The 15,184-nt window shown below is 63.7% G+C and carries 12 protein-coding genes; 7 read left to right on the forward strand and 5 right to left on the reverse strand.

All coding sequences use genetic code 11. The features are described from left to right. The first annotated feature begins 123 nt into the window (after positions 1 to 123). Positions 124 to 999 carry a 4-hydroxy-tetrahydrodipicolinate synthase gene (dapA, locus tag FYK34_RS12355; RefSeq protein WP_149296872.1) on the forward strand — a complete coding sequence of 292 codons (876 nt, stop codon included), beginning with the start codon at positions 124 to 126 and terminating at the stop codon, positions 997 to 999. Positions 1,000 to 1,025: 26 nt separating this feature from the next. Next, on the forward strand, positions 1,026 to 2,141 hold the full coding sequence (bamC, locus tag FYK34_RS12360) for an outer membrane protein assembly factor BamC (protein WP_149296874.1): 1,116 nt from the start codon (positions 1,026 to 1,028) through the stop codon (positions 2,139 to 2,141). 716 nt (positions 2,142 to 2,857) lie between these two features. Here bamC and FYK34_RS12370 read toward each other — a convergent pair. Continuing rightward, positions 2,858 to 3,991, reverse strand: coding sequence for a ribosomal protein uL16 3-hydroxylase (locus tag FYK34_RS12370; protein WP_149296876.1), 1,134 nt, complete (start codon positions 3,989 to 3,991; stop codon positions 2,858 to 2,860). 138 nt (positions 3,992 to 4,129) lie between these two features. Between FYK34_RS12370 and FYK34_RS12375 the strand changes: the two genes are divergently transcribed. Further along, complete coding sequence (locus tag FYK34_RS12375) at positions 4,130 to 4,609, forward strand: FKBP-type peptidyl-prolyl cis-trans isomerase (RefSeq protein WP_149296878.1); 480 nt, start codon at positions 4,130 to 4,132, stop codon at positions 4,607 to 4,609. 73 nt (positions 4,610 to 4,682) lie between these two features. Here FYK34_RS12375 and prmC read toward each other — a convergent pair whose 3' ends face one another. The 4 genes from prmC to FYK34_RS12395 form a co-directional block, all read right to left on the reverse strand. After that, positions 4,683 to 5,501, reverse strand: coding sequence for a peptide chain release factor N(5)-glutamine methyltransferase (gene prmC / locus FYK34_RS12380; RefSeq protein WP_149299954.1), 819 nt, complete (start codon positions 5,499 to 5,501; stop codon positions 4,683 to 4,685). Positions 5,502 to 5,510: 9 nt separating this feature from the next. After that, on the reverse strand, positions 5,511 to 6,947 hold the full coding sequence (gene mgtE / locus FYK34_RS12385; protein WP_149296880.1) for a magnesium transporter: 1,437 nt from the start codon (positions 6,945 to 6,947) through the stop codon (positions 5,511 to 5,513). Between the two features lie 165 nt (positions 6,948 to 7,112). After that, positions 7,113 to 7,745: a response regulator transcription factor gene (locus FYK34_RS12390; protein ID WP_149296882.1), complete on the reverse strand. Its 633-nt coding sequence runs from the start codon at positions 7,743 to 7,745 to the stop codon at positions 7,113 to 7,115. Then, a complete protein-coding gene (locus FYK34_RS12395; protein WP_149296884.1) occupies positions 7,742 to 9,310 on the reverse strand; it encodes an ATP-binding protein in 1,569 nt (522 codons plus the stop codon). Before FYK34_RS12395 ends, FYK34_RS12390 begins: the two co-directional genes overlap by 4 nt. A 171-nt stretch (positions 9,311 to 9,481) precedes the next feature. Here FYK34_RS12395 and FYK34_RS12400 point away from each other — a divergent pair, with 171 nt between their 5' ends. From FYK34_RS12400 to FYK34_RS12410, 4 genes are all read left to right on the forward strand, one after another. Next, entirely contained in the window at positions 9,482 to 11,209 is a 1,728-nt protein-coding gene (locus FYK34_RS12400) for a carboxypeptidase-like regulatory domain-containing protein (protein WP_168209731.1), read from the forward strand. A 124-nt stretch (positions 11,210 to 11,333) separates the two neighbouring features. After that, positions 11,334 to 11,510, forward strand: a complete 177-nt coding sequence (locus tag FYK34_RS20490) for a hypothetical protein (RefSeq protein ID WP_168209732.1) — start codon at positions 11,334 to 11,336, stop codon at positions 11,508 to 11,510. Positions 11,511 to 11,529: 19 nt separating this feature from the next. Continuing rightward, positions 11,530 to 12,276 carry a DUF4852 domain-containing protein gene (locus tag FYK34_RS12405; protein WP_149296888.1) on the forward strand — a complete coding sequence of 249 codons (747 nt, stop codon included), beginning with the start codon at positions 11,530 to 11,532 and terminating at the stop codon, positions 12,274 to 12,276. Positions 12,277 to 12,478: 202 nt separating this feature from the next. Then, positions 12,479 to 15,172, forward strand: coding sequence for a TonB-dependent receptor plug domain-containing protein (locus FYK34_RS12410; RefSeq protein WP_149296890.1), 2,694 nt, complete (start codon positions 12,479 to 12,481; stop codon positions 15,170 to 15,172). Positions 15,173 to 15,184 lie beyond the last annotated feature (12 nt).

Consider the following 15,184-nt stretch of genomic DNA (forward strand, 5'->3'; position numbering starts at 1 on the left):
TCTAGCACAGGCCAGGCGAATTCCCGAACCTTTGGCGGGTCGTTCGCCACGAACTTTTGCCAGCCAGACGAATTCCGCTACAATCGTAAACCTTGTAAATCCTTATTCCAGATAGGCAGAACTATGCTTACCGGCAGCTTGGTAGCGCTCGTCACGCCGATGTCCAGCGATGGCTCGGTGGATTTTGCGGCGCTGCAACGATTGGTTGAGTTCCACATCGAGAACGGCACTTCCGGCATCGTCGCCGTCGGCACCACCGGCGAATCGGCCACGCTGTCGGTCGAAGAGCACATAGCGGTGGTCAAAGCAGTGGTGGAATACGCCAAGGGCCGGGTCAAGGTCATCGCCGGCGCCGGCGGCAATGCCACCAGCGAAGCCATCGAACTGGGCCGCCTGTCGGCCGAGGTCGGCGCCGACCTGGTGCTGTCCGTCGTGCCCTATTACAACAAGCCGACACAGGAAGGCATCTACCAACACTTCAAGACCATCGCCGACGCGAGTCCGCTGCCCGTCATCCTTTATAACGTGCCGGGCCGCACCGTGGCCGACATGAGCAACGACACAGCGCTGCGCCTGGCCCAGCACCCCAATATCGTGGGGCTCAAAGACGCCACCGGCGACATCGGCCGCGCCTGCGACCTGGCGCTGCGCGCGCCCAAGGATTTCGCCCTATATTCCGGCGATGACGCTACTGGCATGGCCTTCATGCTGTGCGGCGGCCATGGCGTGATCTCGGTCACCGCCAATATCGCCCCCAAATTGATGAGCGAACTGTGCGTGGCCGCCACCGCTGGCGACGCCGCCAAGGCGCGCGCCATCAACGACAAGCTGCAAGGTCTGCACAAGCAGCTGTTCATCGAACCGAACCCGATTCCGGCCAAATGGGCGCTGACGCGGATGCAAGGCATCCCCGCCGGCATCCGCCTGCCGCTGACCCCGCTGAGCGACGCCGCCGTGCCGGCCGTAGAAGCGGCGATGCAACAAGCCGAAGTCATTTGATCATCCCCTGCTTGATGGGAGTCCGCATGAAACGCAGCGTGTCCGTCGCGACCCTGCTGGCAACCGGCCTGTTGGCCGCTTGCAGCAGCACACAGCAACCGCTTGGCAAGAACCTGGACTACAAGTCCGACGTCCCGAACACCACCAAGAGCCTGGAAGTGCCGCCGGATCTGACCGCGCCGCAAGTCCAGAACAAGTACCAGCTGCCCGGCGGCGTCGCCGCCGCCGCCAATGCGGATGGCGAAGCCCCGGCCGTGTCCTCGCCCATCGCCATCAACCAGCTGGACAACATCAAGATGGAGCGCGCCGGCACCCAGCGCTGGCTGTTGGTAGGCGGCAAGAAGGCCGCCGAGCTGTGGCCCGTGCTGAAGGCGTTCTGGCAGGAAAACGGCTTCGTGATCAAGAACGAAGACCCCAGCCTGGGCATCATGGAGACAGACTGGGCCGAGAACCGCGCCAAGCTGCCCAACGACGGCCTGCGCAAGCTGCTGGAAACCGTGGGCCTCGGCAGCGTCTACTCCACCGGCGAGCGCGACAAGTTCCGCATCCGCCTGGAGAACACGCCGCAAGGCACCGAAGTGTACTTCTCGCATCGCGGCATGGAAGAGGTCTACGCCGACAACAGCAAGACCAACACCATCTGGCAGGCCCGCCCGACCGACCCGAACCTGGAAGCGGAGCTCTTGGGCCGCTTCATGATGCGTCTGGGCATGAAAGAAGAAAAAGCCAAGCAACAAGTCCAGCAGACACTGAGCAAGCCGGCCGCGCCGCAAGATCCGATCGTGGACGGCCAATTGCGGCTGGCCGATGGCTTCGACCGCGCTTGGCGCCGCGTCGGCCTGGCGCTGGACCGCGTCGGCCTGGTAGTGACCGACCGCGACCGCTCGCAAGGCGTGTATTACGTGAAGCCGGCCAAGAGCGACACCGACAAGGAAGAGTCCGGTGGCTTCTGGTCCAGCCTGGCGTTCTGGAAAGGCAGCGACGGCAAGGCGGTCAAGCCGAGCGAACCGGAATATCGGATCAAGCTGCAAGAACTCGACAGCAACACTACCGCCCTGCAAATTCAGGACAAGCAAGGCAAACCGCTGTCCGACGACTTCGTCAAAGCCGCGCTGGGCAAGTTGCAAACCGAACTGCAGTAATGCAACAGTCATCGCCAAAATACAACAGCCCGCGCCAAGCGGGCTGTTTTTTTATTCCAAAAACATCATTATTGATCTTGTCGCAAAATTGAAATGGCGCTGGACCTGGCCGCTCCAGTATGTAACACTTTGTATTTAGCCGCCACTTCTGTCGCATTTGCGCCAAATTAGTCATTTTCCCGCTACCGGGCATTTCGCGCAGACGCAAAAAAACCGGCCGAAGCCGGTTTTTTTGGTGTTGCTCGCTGCTAAATTACTTAGCGGCGGAAGCAGCCGGAGCGGAAGCGTCAGCAGCCGGAGCGGAAGCGGCCGGAGCGGAAGCTTCAGCAGCCGGAGCGGAAGCGGCCGGAGCGGAAGCTTCAGCAGCCGGAGCGGAGGCTTCAGCCGGGGCTTCTTTCTTACCGCAAGCAGACAGAGCAACGGCCAGCAGGGCAGCAACGAGGAGCGACTGTTTCATTTTTTCTTTACCTTTGAGGATAAGTTGAACAAGACGTCAGTTATCGCGCGGTCTCGAAAGTAAAGCCGCGCGACTGAAAATCCATCAGTGAGCAAATTGTATCACGAAAAAAATGGCTGTATAGGGGGCAAAAATCTAAAAAAACCGCGCTGCCGGGCAAAGTTCACCGACAGGCCGCGTCAACGCAAAAACGGGCGTTTGCATGCGAAATATTCACGTTGCGCGCGTTGCCAAACTGATACAGCACACTTTTTCGTTGCTATTTTACAACATCGTCAGACAAATGCCAGTAGCCGGATAGGTATCCGTCATACAGGTCGGCTTGCATGGCTTCGGAATACTCCCCGGCCGGCAGCTTGCGCAGATTGCCAAAACGCCTCCAGTCCTCCAAATCCCCCTCCTCCGCCTCCACCTTTTCGCCGTTGCAATAGACGCAGGCGTCGCAGAACAGAATCTGGCTCTTGCGATCCAGCAGCAGGCCGCGCGAGAACAAGGCCGCGCCAAATGCCTCCTCGTCCAGCTCGTCCTCCGGGGCGTCATAGAATACGTGCGCCTTGGGCTCGGTCAGGTAATGGCCGAGAAAGTCGCAAACCGTGTCTTTGTCCCAACGGATCTGCGACAGCAGGCCCGCCACCTGCTCTATCATCTCGTCGCCGATGCGGGCCGGATCGGCCTGGCGCTTCAGGTCCGGATCGGCGTAGACGCCATCCAGGCAAACCCTGTCCTGCAGATATACCAGGAACTGCGTCGCCAGCTCCTGCGCCGGCGGCGCGCGGAAGCCGATCGAATAGGTCATGCCCGGCTCCAGCGCCACGCCGTAGTGCGCGCAATGCGGCGGCAGGTAGAGCATATCGCCGTGCTCCAGCACGAACTCCTGCTCCATGCGGAAGTCCTTCAGCACGCGGATGGGGGCGTCCTCGATGAAGTCATCGTCGTGCTGCGACGATATCTGCCAGCGCTTCTTGCCGCCCACCTGCAGCAGGAACACGTCGTAAGCGTCGAAGTGCGGCCCAACCGTCCCGCCTGGCGGCGCGTAGCTGATCATCAGGTCGTCCAGCCTGGCATAAGGGATGAAGTTGAAACGCCACAGGATGTCGTCGATGTGCGGCAGATGGTGGTTGACGCCCTGCACCAGCAAGGTCCAGTCGGTCTCGGCCAAGCGGCGGAAGCGCGAGGCGCGGAAGGGGCCGCGCTCCAGATGCCATTTGCCCTTCTTGAACTCGATCAGCCGCGATTCCGCGTCTTCGCGCTGCGCCAGCTCGGACAGCACGGAAAAATCGACATGCGGCCCGACATCGGTCAGCGCGCCCTTGATCAACAAGGGTTTCTTGTGCCAATACTCGGCCAGGAAGTGTTCGGGCGACATGCCGCCCAGCAGGTTTACAGTATTCATCGGTTTTTCACGGACGCGAACGCCCGTCTATGGTTTACAATATGGCCAGGCGCTCAGACGCCGTATCTTGCGGTGGAAGGAACACCCTGGTGGCCGTCCCTGTCAAGTTTTTTCACCATCCTCACGGATAATCGACTCATGCAAATCGCCAAAAACACCATCGTCACGCTCCACTACGAGATGTTCGACGCCGACAACAACCTGCTCGACAAGACCGAAGAGCCGATCAGCTACCTGCACGGCGGCTACGATGGCATTTTCCCGCTGGTGGAAGAGGCGCTGGAAGGCAAGAACATCGGTGAAGCCGTCGACGTGAAGCTGACCGCGGACGACGCGTTCGGCGATCCGGAAGAAGAGCTGATCCGCGTGGAAGACCTGGAAGTGTTCCCGGCCGATGTGGAAGTGGGCATGGTCTTCGAGGCCGATGATCCGGAAACCGGCGAGCTGCTGCTGTTCCGCGTCACCGACATCGCCGACGGTAAGGCCGTGGTCGACGCCAACCACCCGCTGGCCGGCCAAAGCATCCGTTTCGCCGCCAAGGTGGTGGAAGTGCGCGCCGCCAGCCAGGATGAAATCAGCCACGGCCACGCCCACGGCGAGCACGGCCACCACCACTAAGCGAATTTCGCCCGGTGTTGCCAACAAAGCGGCCCTCAGGGCCGCTTTGTCGTTTCCGCCTGATCCAGGGCGGTTAACTGGGCTTTCTGCCCAAGGTGACGCGATCCAGCCCCGCCAGATCCGGAAGGGTTTCCACCGCCTCCAGGCCCGCCGCCGCGAACAGCGCGCGCACCGCCGCGCCCTGGTCATAGCCGTGCTCCACCATCAGCCAGCCGCCGGCGCTCAACCTGGCCGGCGCGCCGGCCGCGATTTCGCGCAGGCAGGCCAGGCCATCGGCCTCGTCGGTCAAGGCGCCGCGTGGCTCGAAACGCAGGTCGCCCTCGTCGAGATGACGGTCGCGGCTTTCGATATACGGCGGATTCGACACGATCAGCTCATAGCATGCCGGATGGGCCAGCGGCGCATACCAGCTGCCATGCATGAACGTCACCGCCGCGCCCAAGGCCTGCGCGTTGCCGCGCGCGACCGCCAGCGCCTCGGCCGACACATCCACCGCGCTGACTTGCCAGGCCGGCGCTTCCAGCGCCAGCGTCACGGCGATGATGCCGCTGCCGGTGCCCAAATCGAGCGCGCTCGCCGGCAGGCTTCGATCCCGCCGGGACAGCGCGGCCTCGACCAGATGCTCGGTCTCCGGCCGCGGAATCAACACCGCCGGGCTGACGCGGAAATCGCGCCCGAAGAATTCGCGGCTGCCCAGCAAATACGCCATGGGCTCGCCTGCCAGCCGCCGCGCGGCCAATGCCTGGAACGCCGCCTCCGCCGGTTCGGGCAGTTCGCGCTCCGGATAGCCGATGATGGCGGCGTGGGTCAGGCCAGGCCAGGCCAGTTGCAGCAGCATCCGGCTCTCCAGCCTTGGCAAGGGGTGGCGCCGCAGCGCCTGTTCTATGGTCAGCATGGTTCTTTACAACAAGAACAGGGTGGCCAGCCCCAGGAAAATGAAAAAACCGCCGGAATCGGTGCAGGCCGTGATCAACACGCTGGAGCCCAAGGCCGGGTCCTTGCCCAGCTTCTGCATCAGCGTCGGTATCATCACGCCCATGGTGGCGGCCAGCATCAGGTTCAGCGTCATCGCCGCCAGCATCACCAGGCCCAGCGAGATGCTGCCGTACAGCAGCCAGGCCACGCTGCCTATCACGCCGCCCCAGACCATGCCATTGATGATGCTGACGCCGATTTCCTTGCGCCATAGCCTGCCGGCCTGCCCTATCTGCATCTGGCCCATGGCCAGCGCGCGCACGATCATGGTGATGGTCTGGTTGCCGGAGTTGCCGCCTATGCCGGCGACGATGGGCATCAAGGCGGCCAGCGCCACCAGCTGGGCGATGGAGTGCTCGAACATGCCGATCACGCGCGAGGCGAAGAAGGCGGTGCACAAATTGATGGCCAGCCAGGACCAACGGTTCTTCACCGAGTCGATCACCGGCGCGAACAAGTCTTCCTCTTCCTTCAGGCCGGCCAGGTTCAGCACCTCGCTGTCGCTCTCCTCGCGGATGACGTCCACCATGGCGTCCACGGTCAAACGCCCCAGCAGCACGCCGTTCTCATCCACCACCGGCGCGGTCACCAGGTCATAACGTTCGAAGGCCTGGGCGGCGTCCTGCGCCGGCTCGTCCGGCTGGAAGCTGACGACCTCGGTGGCCATCACCTCGGACACCTCGGCCTCGGGGTCCGACACCAGCAGCTTGCGGATGGACAGCACGCCCTTCAAGCGGCCGGTTTCATCGGTGACGAAAATCTTGTCGGTCTGGTTGGGCAGCTCGTCGAAACGGCGCAGATAGCGCAGCACCACTTCGCAGCTGACGTCGGCGCGTATCGTCACCAGCTCGAAGTCCATCAGCGCGCCGACGCGGTCTTCCTCGTAGGACAGCACCTCCTGCAGCTGGCCGCGCTCCTCCTCATCCAGCCGCCCCATCACCTCGTACACCACCTGGCGCGGCAATTCCGGCGCCAGCTCGGCCACGTCGTCGGCATCCAGCGCCACCAGCGCGGCGATCAGCTCATCGTGGTCCATCACCTCGATCAAGGACTCGCGCACCGCGTCGGACACTTCCAGCAGCACGGCGCCATCGCGCGACGGCTCGGTCAGGTCCCAGGCCAGCAGACGGTCTTCCAGCGGCAAGGCTTCCAGCACATGGGCGACGTCGGCCGGATGCAGCTGCGCCAGCCGCAGTCGGAGCTCGGCCAGATTATCCTGCGGCAGCGGCGCCAGCGACGACGGTTCGCCATCGTCCGGCCGCAACGGCGCCTCCAGCTTGCGCTGGCGCTCGATCAGACGCTGTACCAACTGTAAATGGTATTGCAGGCGATCCGCAGTTTGAGGGGTGACGGCAAGCGTCATGCAAGACTCCTTTGCCCTGGCCGGGCAAGGGTAGCTGCGGGCCGAGGGTTACGCCTTAAGAAGAATGGATGAAGGGCCGACTGGGCAAGTCCATGCGCGAAGCCGCAAACAGGGGCGCGGCGGTCAAAAAACAGGCGCGATCATAACACGAACGATGCAGACGGCTCAAAAGCCGGGCTGGGACCGATAGTGCTGCACGGCCATGCGCACCAACTGCAGATTGTCGCATGCGCCCAGCTTGACTCGCAGTCGCTGGCGATAGGTTTCCACGGTATTGGGACTCAGTCCCAGCCGCTCGGCCATCACAGTCTTGGACAAGCCATCTGCCAGCAACTGGAACACCTGGCATTCTCGCGGCGTCAGGCTGTCCATTCCCTGCCCCTCCAGCCGGCGGAAGAACAGCTTTTGCGCCAGCACCTCCGGCACATGCCGGCGTCCGGCCAACACCGCGTCCACGGCCTGCTCCAGCATCACGGCCGCCATATCCTTAAGCAGATAGCCGCGCGCGCCGGCCGCCAGCACCTGCTCTACCAGCGCAGCTTCGTCATGCATGGACATCACCAGCACCGGCGTCTCGGGATAATGGCGACACGCCCACGGCAATAGGTCAGCGCCCTGTTCGCCGCCCAGTCTCAGGTCCAGCAAAACCAAGCCCACCGCATGCTGCTCCAACAGCCGGCGCGCCTCCGCCAGCGTGCCCGCCTCCAGGCAGGCCCAATCCGGCAGGCAGCCGGCCAGCACGCGGGCCAGGCCGATGCGCACGATGGGGTGGTCGTCAACGATTAAGCAGGTCTTCATGGTTTCGCCGTCACTGCAATAATGATTTCGGTAAGGCCGGGCCGACTGGACAGTTGCAGCCAGCCCCCCAGCAAAGCGGCGCGCTGCCTGAGCGAACGCAGCCCCATGCCTTCGGCGGCCGTGGCCGGCTCGAAGCCCCGGCCGTTGTCCCGCACGCGCAGCAATTGGCCGGCAACCGGCGACAGCGCGATGTCCACCTCGCTCGCGCCGCCGTGGCGACGGGCATTGTTGATGGCCTCCTGCACGATGCGGAACAGGTGCAGCCGGGATTCGGCATCCAAAGCGGGTTCTTTTCCAGCCACCCGTATCCGGCAACCTCCGCCGCTGCTCTGCCTCGCCAGCCTATCCAGGGCGGCATGCACTCCCTGCTCCGCCACGCCATGCGCGCCCCAGCCGCGCGCGCCCATCCGCACCGACGCCACCGCCTCGCCCAGCACCTCGCTCAGCTCGCGGCAATAAGGCTGGATCGCCTCCCCGCCCAACTGTCCGATGTGATCGGCCAGCAAACGAGACGCCACCAGCAATTGCCCGGTGTTATCGTGCAGCTCGCCGCTCAGGCGCTGGCGCTCGGTCTCCCCGGCCTCCAGCAGGGCGCCGGCCAGCAAACGCGACTCTTCGCGCAAGTCCCCCACCTCGCGCAGGCGGTGACGCAGGCGCGCGGTGCGCTGCGCGACCGTCCGCGCCAAGCGCTGCCGAGCCAGCATCAGCCGCCAGGCCAGCAGCCACACAGCCAGACCCGCCAATGCGTAGCCGGCGAGCAAGGCATATTGGGCGCGCGCCAGCCCCGGCGCGAAGGAACGGTATACATGCAGGCCAAGCGCATAAGTCGCGCCGTCCAGCTGGCGGTATTGAATGCCGGAATAGGCGTGAGCATAGCGGTCTTCATCCGGCGTCACCGACGCGCCGCGCCACAACCAAGCCGGCCGGCCTTCGCCCACGCTCAGCGCCAATGCCGCGCCGCGCGCGGCCGTGGCTTGCAAGGCGGCGTCAAACAGCGGGCGCAGCCGCCAGCGCAAACGCAGAAAGCCGACCAGACGCCCATCTATGGACACACGCACAATCTGCTCCATGCGCCATTTTCCCGCACCCGCGGCGCTGGCGGGGCCGATCAGCGGCTCGCCGCGCGTCGGCAAGCGCCGCAGCGCCGCCAGCACGGCGGCGTCCTCCGCGTCCGCGGATTGCGATGACAGCGCCCCCGTGCCATCCAGCGCGCAGCGATAGCGGCGGTCGCCTAGCACCAGATCCAGCGCATCCCAGGCGGCGGGAAACTGTGCGATGGCGACGCGACAACGCTGCCGCGCGCCCCGCGCATCGGGATCGAGGCGCGGCGCCCCCGCCGCGTCGACCTCCAGATAATCGAGAAAGCCAAAGGCCTCATGCTGCAACTCGCTGATGCGGGTGGCCAAGCGCTCGCCGTAGGCCGCGCTCTGATAGCCCGCATCCAGCCGCGTTTGCTGGCGCGCATTGCCGCGCAGCAAAAGCGCGACCAGCGCCAGCGACAGCAACAACGCCCCCGCCAGCGCCGCCAGAATCAACCGCTGGCTCCCGTTCAGGCTTGCCTTCATGGCCACGTCACCCCAATGACATAGCCCGTCATTCTAACTTGCGCTCCGCCAGTCAACCAGCAGTTGACCGGCGATCAACCGGCAAGCGATTAGCCATCTCCGCCTCATGCTCTACAGTGGCTCGCAGTCCGCGCGGCCATGCCGGGCCAACACAACCATCAGGGGAACACTATGCAACGGAATACGGCTTTCCTTCTCAAGACGTCGGCGGCGGCGTTGACGCTGGCGCTCGCCGCTTGCGGCGGCGGCGGGGACTCGACCGGTTCGGCCTCCAGCAGCGCCGGCAGCCAAGCCGGCCAACTGTCTGGCGTAGCCGCCAGCGGCGCGCCGCTGGCCAATGCCGCCATCACCGTAAGCGACAGCCAGGGCAAGACCTGCCAGACCACCAGCAATGCCAGCGGCCAATACCAGCTGAGCCTGGCGCAATGCCCCAACGCCCCTTACCTGCTCACCGCTAGCGGCTTACAGGGCGATAACACTAGCGTTAGCCTGCATTCGGTCGCGCTTGGCGCCGGCACAGTTCATATCACCACGCTGACCGAAGTGCTAAGCCAACGTCTGCTCACCCAGCAATTGAACACTCCTCTGGCGAATGCGCTCACCAGCGCGCGCGTTGACGCCGCGCAAGCGGAGCTGCGCAAGAATCTCGCAAGCGCCTTGAGCACGCTGGGCCTGGACGCCAACGCCGTGGACTTTCTTTCCGGCGCCTTCCAAGCAAACCATACCGGGCTGGATCAGGTGCTGGACAGTATCCGCCTGTCGAAAAATGCAGCGGGCGATACCATTCTGATTGCCAAAGACAATGGCGGGGCAGTGCTCACCATCCCGGCTGGCGGGAGCGCGCTCTGGGGGGGCGCCGCTTTCCCGCTGATCGACGTCGATAGCGGCGTGGAAACGCTGGCCGCCAATCTGCAAGCCGCCATCCGCCAATCCGACGCCACGGCGCTGCAGTCGCTGCTGGCCGCAGACTTCCTCGACAGCGGCGACAATGCCGCCCAATGGGCAGCCAATGCACTGGACGGCGGCTGGAGCGATGTCACGGTAGGCCACCCTTTGATTGGCTCCTGCCTGGAAGTGGACGGCTCAGGCGGCGGCAAGTGCACGCATCGCGCCGTGGACATTCTTTTCAGTTCGGCCACGCATGGCAAGGCGGTATTGCATACGACCATAGAGCGCAATGGCAAAACCTGGCAGCTCGCCGGCAATCAGCGTCCGTTCGATCTGGAAGTGGTGCCCAAGGCGTATTTGAACCAAGATGGCAGCAGCATGGTCGGCCTCAGCCTGAGTAGCGGCCTGGACTCAACCCCGGACAAGCCAATCCGTCGCGTCGATGTCAGCCTGAACTTCCAAAGTACCTCATCGGGCGGCTTCGCCAGCACCAGCTTTGTCGGATGCAATCAGCCATGGCTGTGCTGGAACAGCGGCGTCCAGCCCTCCAGCAGCAACTTCTGGCCTTCCGGCAGCAACACTGGCGGCACGCTGCCCACCGATGGCGGCTGGTATCGCGCCTACATCACGGTGAACTACACCGACGCGAATGGCGTCGCCCGCCAAACCAGCTTCTGGCAACCGCTGCATGCGCCCAGCGGCCTGCCTTCCGCCGGCCAATATGCCTCGCTCAGCGGCAGCTTGGCCGACCTTTCCAGCCAATTGCCCGGCAACAGCGTCAAAGTGGCCTACAGCCTGCCCGCCGGCACCTACCTTGGCGATGTGACACTGAATGGCGTGGATGCCAGCCATCAGTCTTGGCTGGCGAATAAGAGCATGCTGGGCGGCTCGCCGCTGACCTTGAGTTTTGCCAACAATGGACAGCCCGTCGTCATCAGCGCGCTCAGTTCGCTATTCCTGAGCAACGAGACGCCAAGCGGCTGGCAATTGACTCGCCAGTACACGTTCTGAACGCCTGCCGGCCTATCCAAAGGAAAAGCCGCATGCCCCGCGGAAAAATCATTCACCACAACCGCGCAGCAAGCCAGGGGCGCGTCGCGGCGGCGGGAGCCTGTGGCTTCAATATCATCACGCCATGGAACTGGCGGGTGATATGGCTGCCGGCTTCGGCGGTCAGGAACTGGCGCAAAGGGCGATGGGCCAATTCCGCGCCGATAACCTGATCCACCTGGACATCGGCTGTTATCTCGCATCCGCCAGCGCTCTCGCGCTAGCCGGCATAGGCTTTCAGCGCTGGCGCGCACCTCGTTGAAGACAGAAAAGGAACCGCAATGAAAATCGCCCAAACCTTGATGTGCGTCGCCGCGCTGCTACTGAGCGCCTGCGGCCGATCCGGCGCCAATGACGGCGGCGCCCCACCCCTCCAAGCGAGCCATGCGCCCACGCCGGCCAATGCCGCGGAGGCGGCCAAACAAGCCGCCGCAGATGCGCTGCCCAAGGCCGACGTGGCCACGCCAGACAGCGAATACCGCGCCATCACCGGTCCGGAGCAGATCTTGGCTTATATACACGGCCTATCCCCGCTCGCTATCGACTACGGCAAGATCGCTGAAAAACTGTCACAGGAATACCGGAGCACCGGCGACGGCTTCAAGAAGCAAGACATCGCCAAGGCGCTGGCCCCGCGCATTGACCGCATGTTGGCCGACGCCAAAGCCCATCGCTACTTCGTGTTCAAGGTCAGGCCGGAGCTGGAGGCCTACCAATTCGGCAGCCATAGCTTCCACACCCAGCTGTCCAACGATGCCACCTGGCGGCAATGGAACAATCACGATAGCGAACAGCTGGTGTTCACCAATGGCGACCAATTCCAGCAGCTGAAAGCGCCTGACGAGGCCGCCGCGCGGCAGGTGGAAATGCTGCGCAGCAAAAACCAGTGGGGGGCGCAGGCCATGGAGATCTATGCCTACGCCCAGGAGCCGGACCTGAGCAGCGGCGCGCTCAAGGCACAAATCATCAAGGTGAAGCTGATAGACCCTCAAGGCAATACGCTGCTGAAACAGGCTGCGAACAGCTGAGCCATCGCAGCCGATTCCGCGCCGACCGCGAGCCAAAAACCAGGGGCCTCCTGTCATGACACGGCACACGGCCGGCACGGCGCCGCGCCTCGCTCGCCCATGCAGCGTCATCCGTCATGAATGGATGCGAATGGATTATTTTTTGACAAGAAAATACGCATAGCTATCATGCCGTATCACTTTTCATGCCATATGCCTTCGCATGCGCCCCTTGATTTTTCCCTTGACCTGCAGCCTGCTGTTCGCCTCTTTTGCCGCCCAGGCCGACGACGACGCCCCCATCTCATTGGACAGCGTCACCATCATCGGTTCGCGTCTGCCGCAAACCCTGCCTGGCGCCAATATCGAGATTCTGGACCGCGAGCAGATCGAGCGCAGCGGAGCGGACACCGCGGCCAAGCTGCTTTACCGCCTGACGGAAACCACCGCGTCGCAGAGTGGCCAGGACGGCACCAGCATGTCGCCCGGCGGCGCGTCCATCCAACTGCGCGGACTGAGCGAAAAGTACGCGCTGGTCCTGCTCAACGGCCATCGTTTGGCCAATTACGGCTTTGCCGCCAATGGCGAAAACACCTTCGTCGATCTGAACCAGATTCCCACAAAAGCGCTGGACAGCGTGGAAATCCTGCGCGACGGCGCTTCCGCGCTATACGGCGGCGATGCCGTGGCCGGCGTCATCAACTTCAAGACCCGGCGTGACTTCCAAGGCGTCATCGGCACACTGCAAGCCGGACAGAACAGCCAGCGCGATGGCGGCAATGCCAGCGGCGCGCTGACGCTAGGGCTGGGCGCCCCGGAACAGGATGGCCACAATGTGACACTGACGCTGCAAGCCAGCCACCGCGAGCCCATCTTGAAGGCGCGCCACCCAACCATCGCCACCGACGACTACAGCCGGCTGGGCGGCAGCGACAACCGTTTGCAAAACGGCCCGCCCGGCACCTGGGCAGACCGCAACTTCCAGGGCCAAGACGATCAGCAGCGCGACACCAATGTCTATGCCATGCCGGGCTGCCCGCAGGTACAAGCCAGCCCCGACCCGTATGCCGGCGGCGGCAGCAACTGCATCCAGGACCAGGCGCGCTTCAGCTGGGCGTCGGACCGCAATGACCAGGCTGCCTTGCTGCTCACCGCCAACCAGCGCCTCCCCGCGGGAGGAGAGGCTTTCGGCGAATTGAGCTATGCCCACCAGCAGCAACGCTACATGATGGGCTACCCCAGCTTCAATACCTGGGGACAAGACTGGTGGATGGACCCAAGCTGGAAAATGTATCCCGCGGCCCATGCCGCGCAGCTGCAGGCGATCAATCCGACGTTCCAGAACGGCGATCCCGTGATGTTCATCCGCCCGGTCTACGAATTGGGACCGTCCTATCAGAGCCTGAGCGGCGACAACTGGCACCTCCTAGGAGGCTGGCGCGGCGACTGGCGCGGCTGGCAGGCTGAAGGCACGCTGGGCTACGGACTCAATTTACTGAGCCTAAAGCAAGATAAGCAGATCGATACCGCGGCCGCCTATGCCAATCTGCACGATGGCGACAACGGCGGCCCCGGCTATGATCCCTTTGCCGCCTGGAACTCGCCAGCCCTGGCGCAGCCCTTTCTCACCACCATTGAACGCAAGGCACGCTCGGAACGCGTGGACGGGGAAGGGATCCTGCGCCGGCAGAACCTGTTTGCGCTGCCAGGCGGTACGGCCGCGCTGGCGCTAGGCGCGCAATTCGGCAAGGAGTCGCTGCGCGATACGCCCGATGCGCGCGTGGTGGCGGAGCAGATCTTCAATCAGTATGCCGTGGCGGCGGAGGCTTCGCGCCACACCCAAGCGCTGTTCGCGGAGCTGGCCTTGCCGCTGGCCAAACGCCTGGCGCTCCAGCTAGCCCTGCGCGCCGACCGCTACAGCGACTTCGGCACCAGCATCAGTCCCAAGTTGGACCTGCGCTGGCAGGCCAATGGCTGGCTCAGCCTGAATGCCGGCGCCAGCCGCGACTTCAAACCGCCCACCTTGCCCGAGCTGCATTCCACTCTGCAGGCCTATGCCTATGTTTCTGACTGGAAAGTCTGCCAGGGGGAGCAAAAAGACCCCGCCAGCTGCAATCAAGGCTACAAGGCTTACCAAAGCGGCAATCCCGACCTCAAGGCCGAACACGCCGACAACGTCCACTTCGGCATGAGCTTGGCGCCCATGCGCGACTTGACCCTCAAACTCGACTGGTACCGCATCCGCCTGCTGGACGCCGTCACCGCGCTGGATGCGCAGTACGTGATTGACCACGAAGATACCCTGTACGCTCATTCCGGCTACATCGTGCGCAAACCCATCCCTGACATTTACCATTCCTGGTATCCCGGTCTGGATCGAGGCGAGCTGGACTACCTCAAGCTGCCCTATGCCAATGTCGGCACCATACAAAGCTCAGGCTTCGATGGTTCGCTGAACTACCGCCTGCCTTTGGGCAGGCTGGGGGAGCTGGAGTTTGAGAATCACTACAGCCGGGTGCTGGGCTTCACCCAAGCGCTGGCGCCGGGCGCGCTGCCGCAGGACATGGCAGGGGGAACCAGCTTGCCGCGTTGGCGCAATATACTGCGCATCGGCCACCATCTGGGCGACTGGAGCGGCAATCTGATCGTGCGCAGCTACGCGAGCACGCTGAACGCAGCGAGGCCTGGCATGCCCACCCTGCCGGGACAGCCGGCTAGGCTGCCGGCCTTTTCCATGCTGGACTGCAATGCCAGCTGGCAAGCCGGACGCCGCTGGCAGATTGGCGGCGGCATCAGCAATCTGGGCGACAAGACCCCTCCCTACGCCACCGGTGTGGGCAGCAATGGCTACCAAGGCAATTGGGACGACAGCTGGGGCCGCAGCTACTGGCTGAGCGCGCGCTATCAGATGCCATAAAAAAACAGGCTG

The sequence above is a fragment of the Chromobacterium paludis genome (genome assembly GCF_008275125.1).
Taxonomy (GTDB): Bacteria; Pseudomonadota; Gammaproteobacteria; order Burkholderiales; family Chromobacteriaceae; genus Chromobacterium; species Chromobacterium paludis.

Excerpts from the sequence above, each read along its gene's own strand:
- dapA (WP_149296872.1), top strand. The coding sequence starts at position 124 with ATGCTTACCGGCAGCTTGGTAGCGCTCGTCACGCCGATGTCCAGCGAT.
- bamC (WP_149296874.1), top strand. The coding sequence starts at position 1,026 with ATGAAACGCAGCGTGTCCGTCGCGACCCTGCTGGCAACCGGCCTGTTG.
- FYK34_RS12370 (WP_149296876.1), bottom strand. The coding sequence starts at position 3,991 with ATGAATACTGTAAACCTGCTGGGCGGCATGTCGCCCGAACACTTCCTG.
- FYK34_RS12375 (WP_149296878.1), top strand. The coding sequence starts at position 4,130 with ATGCAAATCGCCAAAAACACCATCGTCACGCTCCACTACGAGATGTTC.
- mgtE (WP_149296880.1), bottom strand. The coding sequence starts at position 6,947 with ATGACGCTTGCCGTCACCCCTCAAACTGCGGATCGCCTGCAATACCAT.
- FYK34_RS12390 (WP_149296882.1), bottom strand. The coding sequence starts at position 7,745 with ATGAAGACCTGCTTAATCGTTGACGACCACCCCATCGTGCGCATCGGC.
- FYK34_RS12395 (WP_149296884.1), bottom strand. The coding sequence starts at position 9,310 with ATGAAGGCAAGCCTGAACGGGAGCCAGCGGTTGATTCTGGCGGCGCTG.
- FYK34_RS12400 (WP_168209731.1), top strand. The coding sequence starts at position 9,482 with ATGCAACGGAATACGGCTTTCCTTCTCAAGACGTCGGCGGCGGCGTTG.
- FYK34_RS20490 (WP_168209732.1), top strand. The coding sequence starts at position 11,334 with ATGGAACTGGCGGGTGATATGGCTGCCGGCTTCGGCGGTCAGGAACTG.
- FYK34_RS12405 (WP_149296888.1), top strand. The coding sequence starts at position 11,530 with ATGAAAATCGCCCAAACCTTGATGTGCGTCGCCGCGCTGCTACTGAGC.
- FYK34_RS12410 (WP_149296890.1), top strand. The coding sequence starts at position 12,479 with ATGCGCCCCTTGATTTTTCCCTTGACCTGCAGCCTGCTGTTCGCCTCT.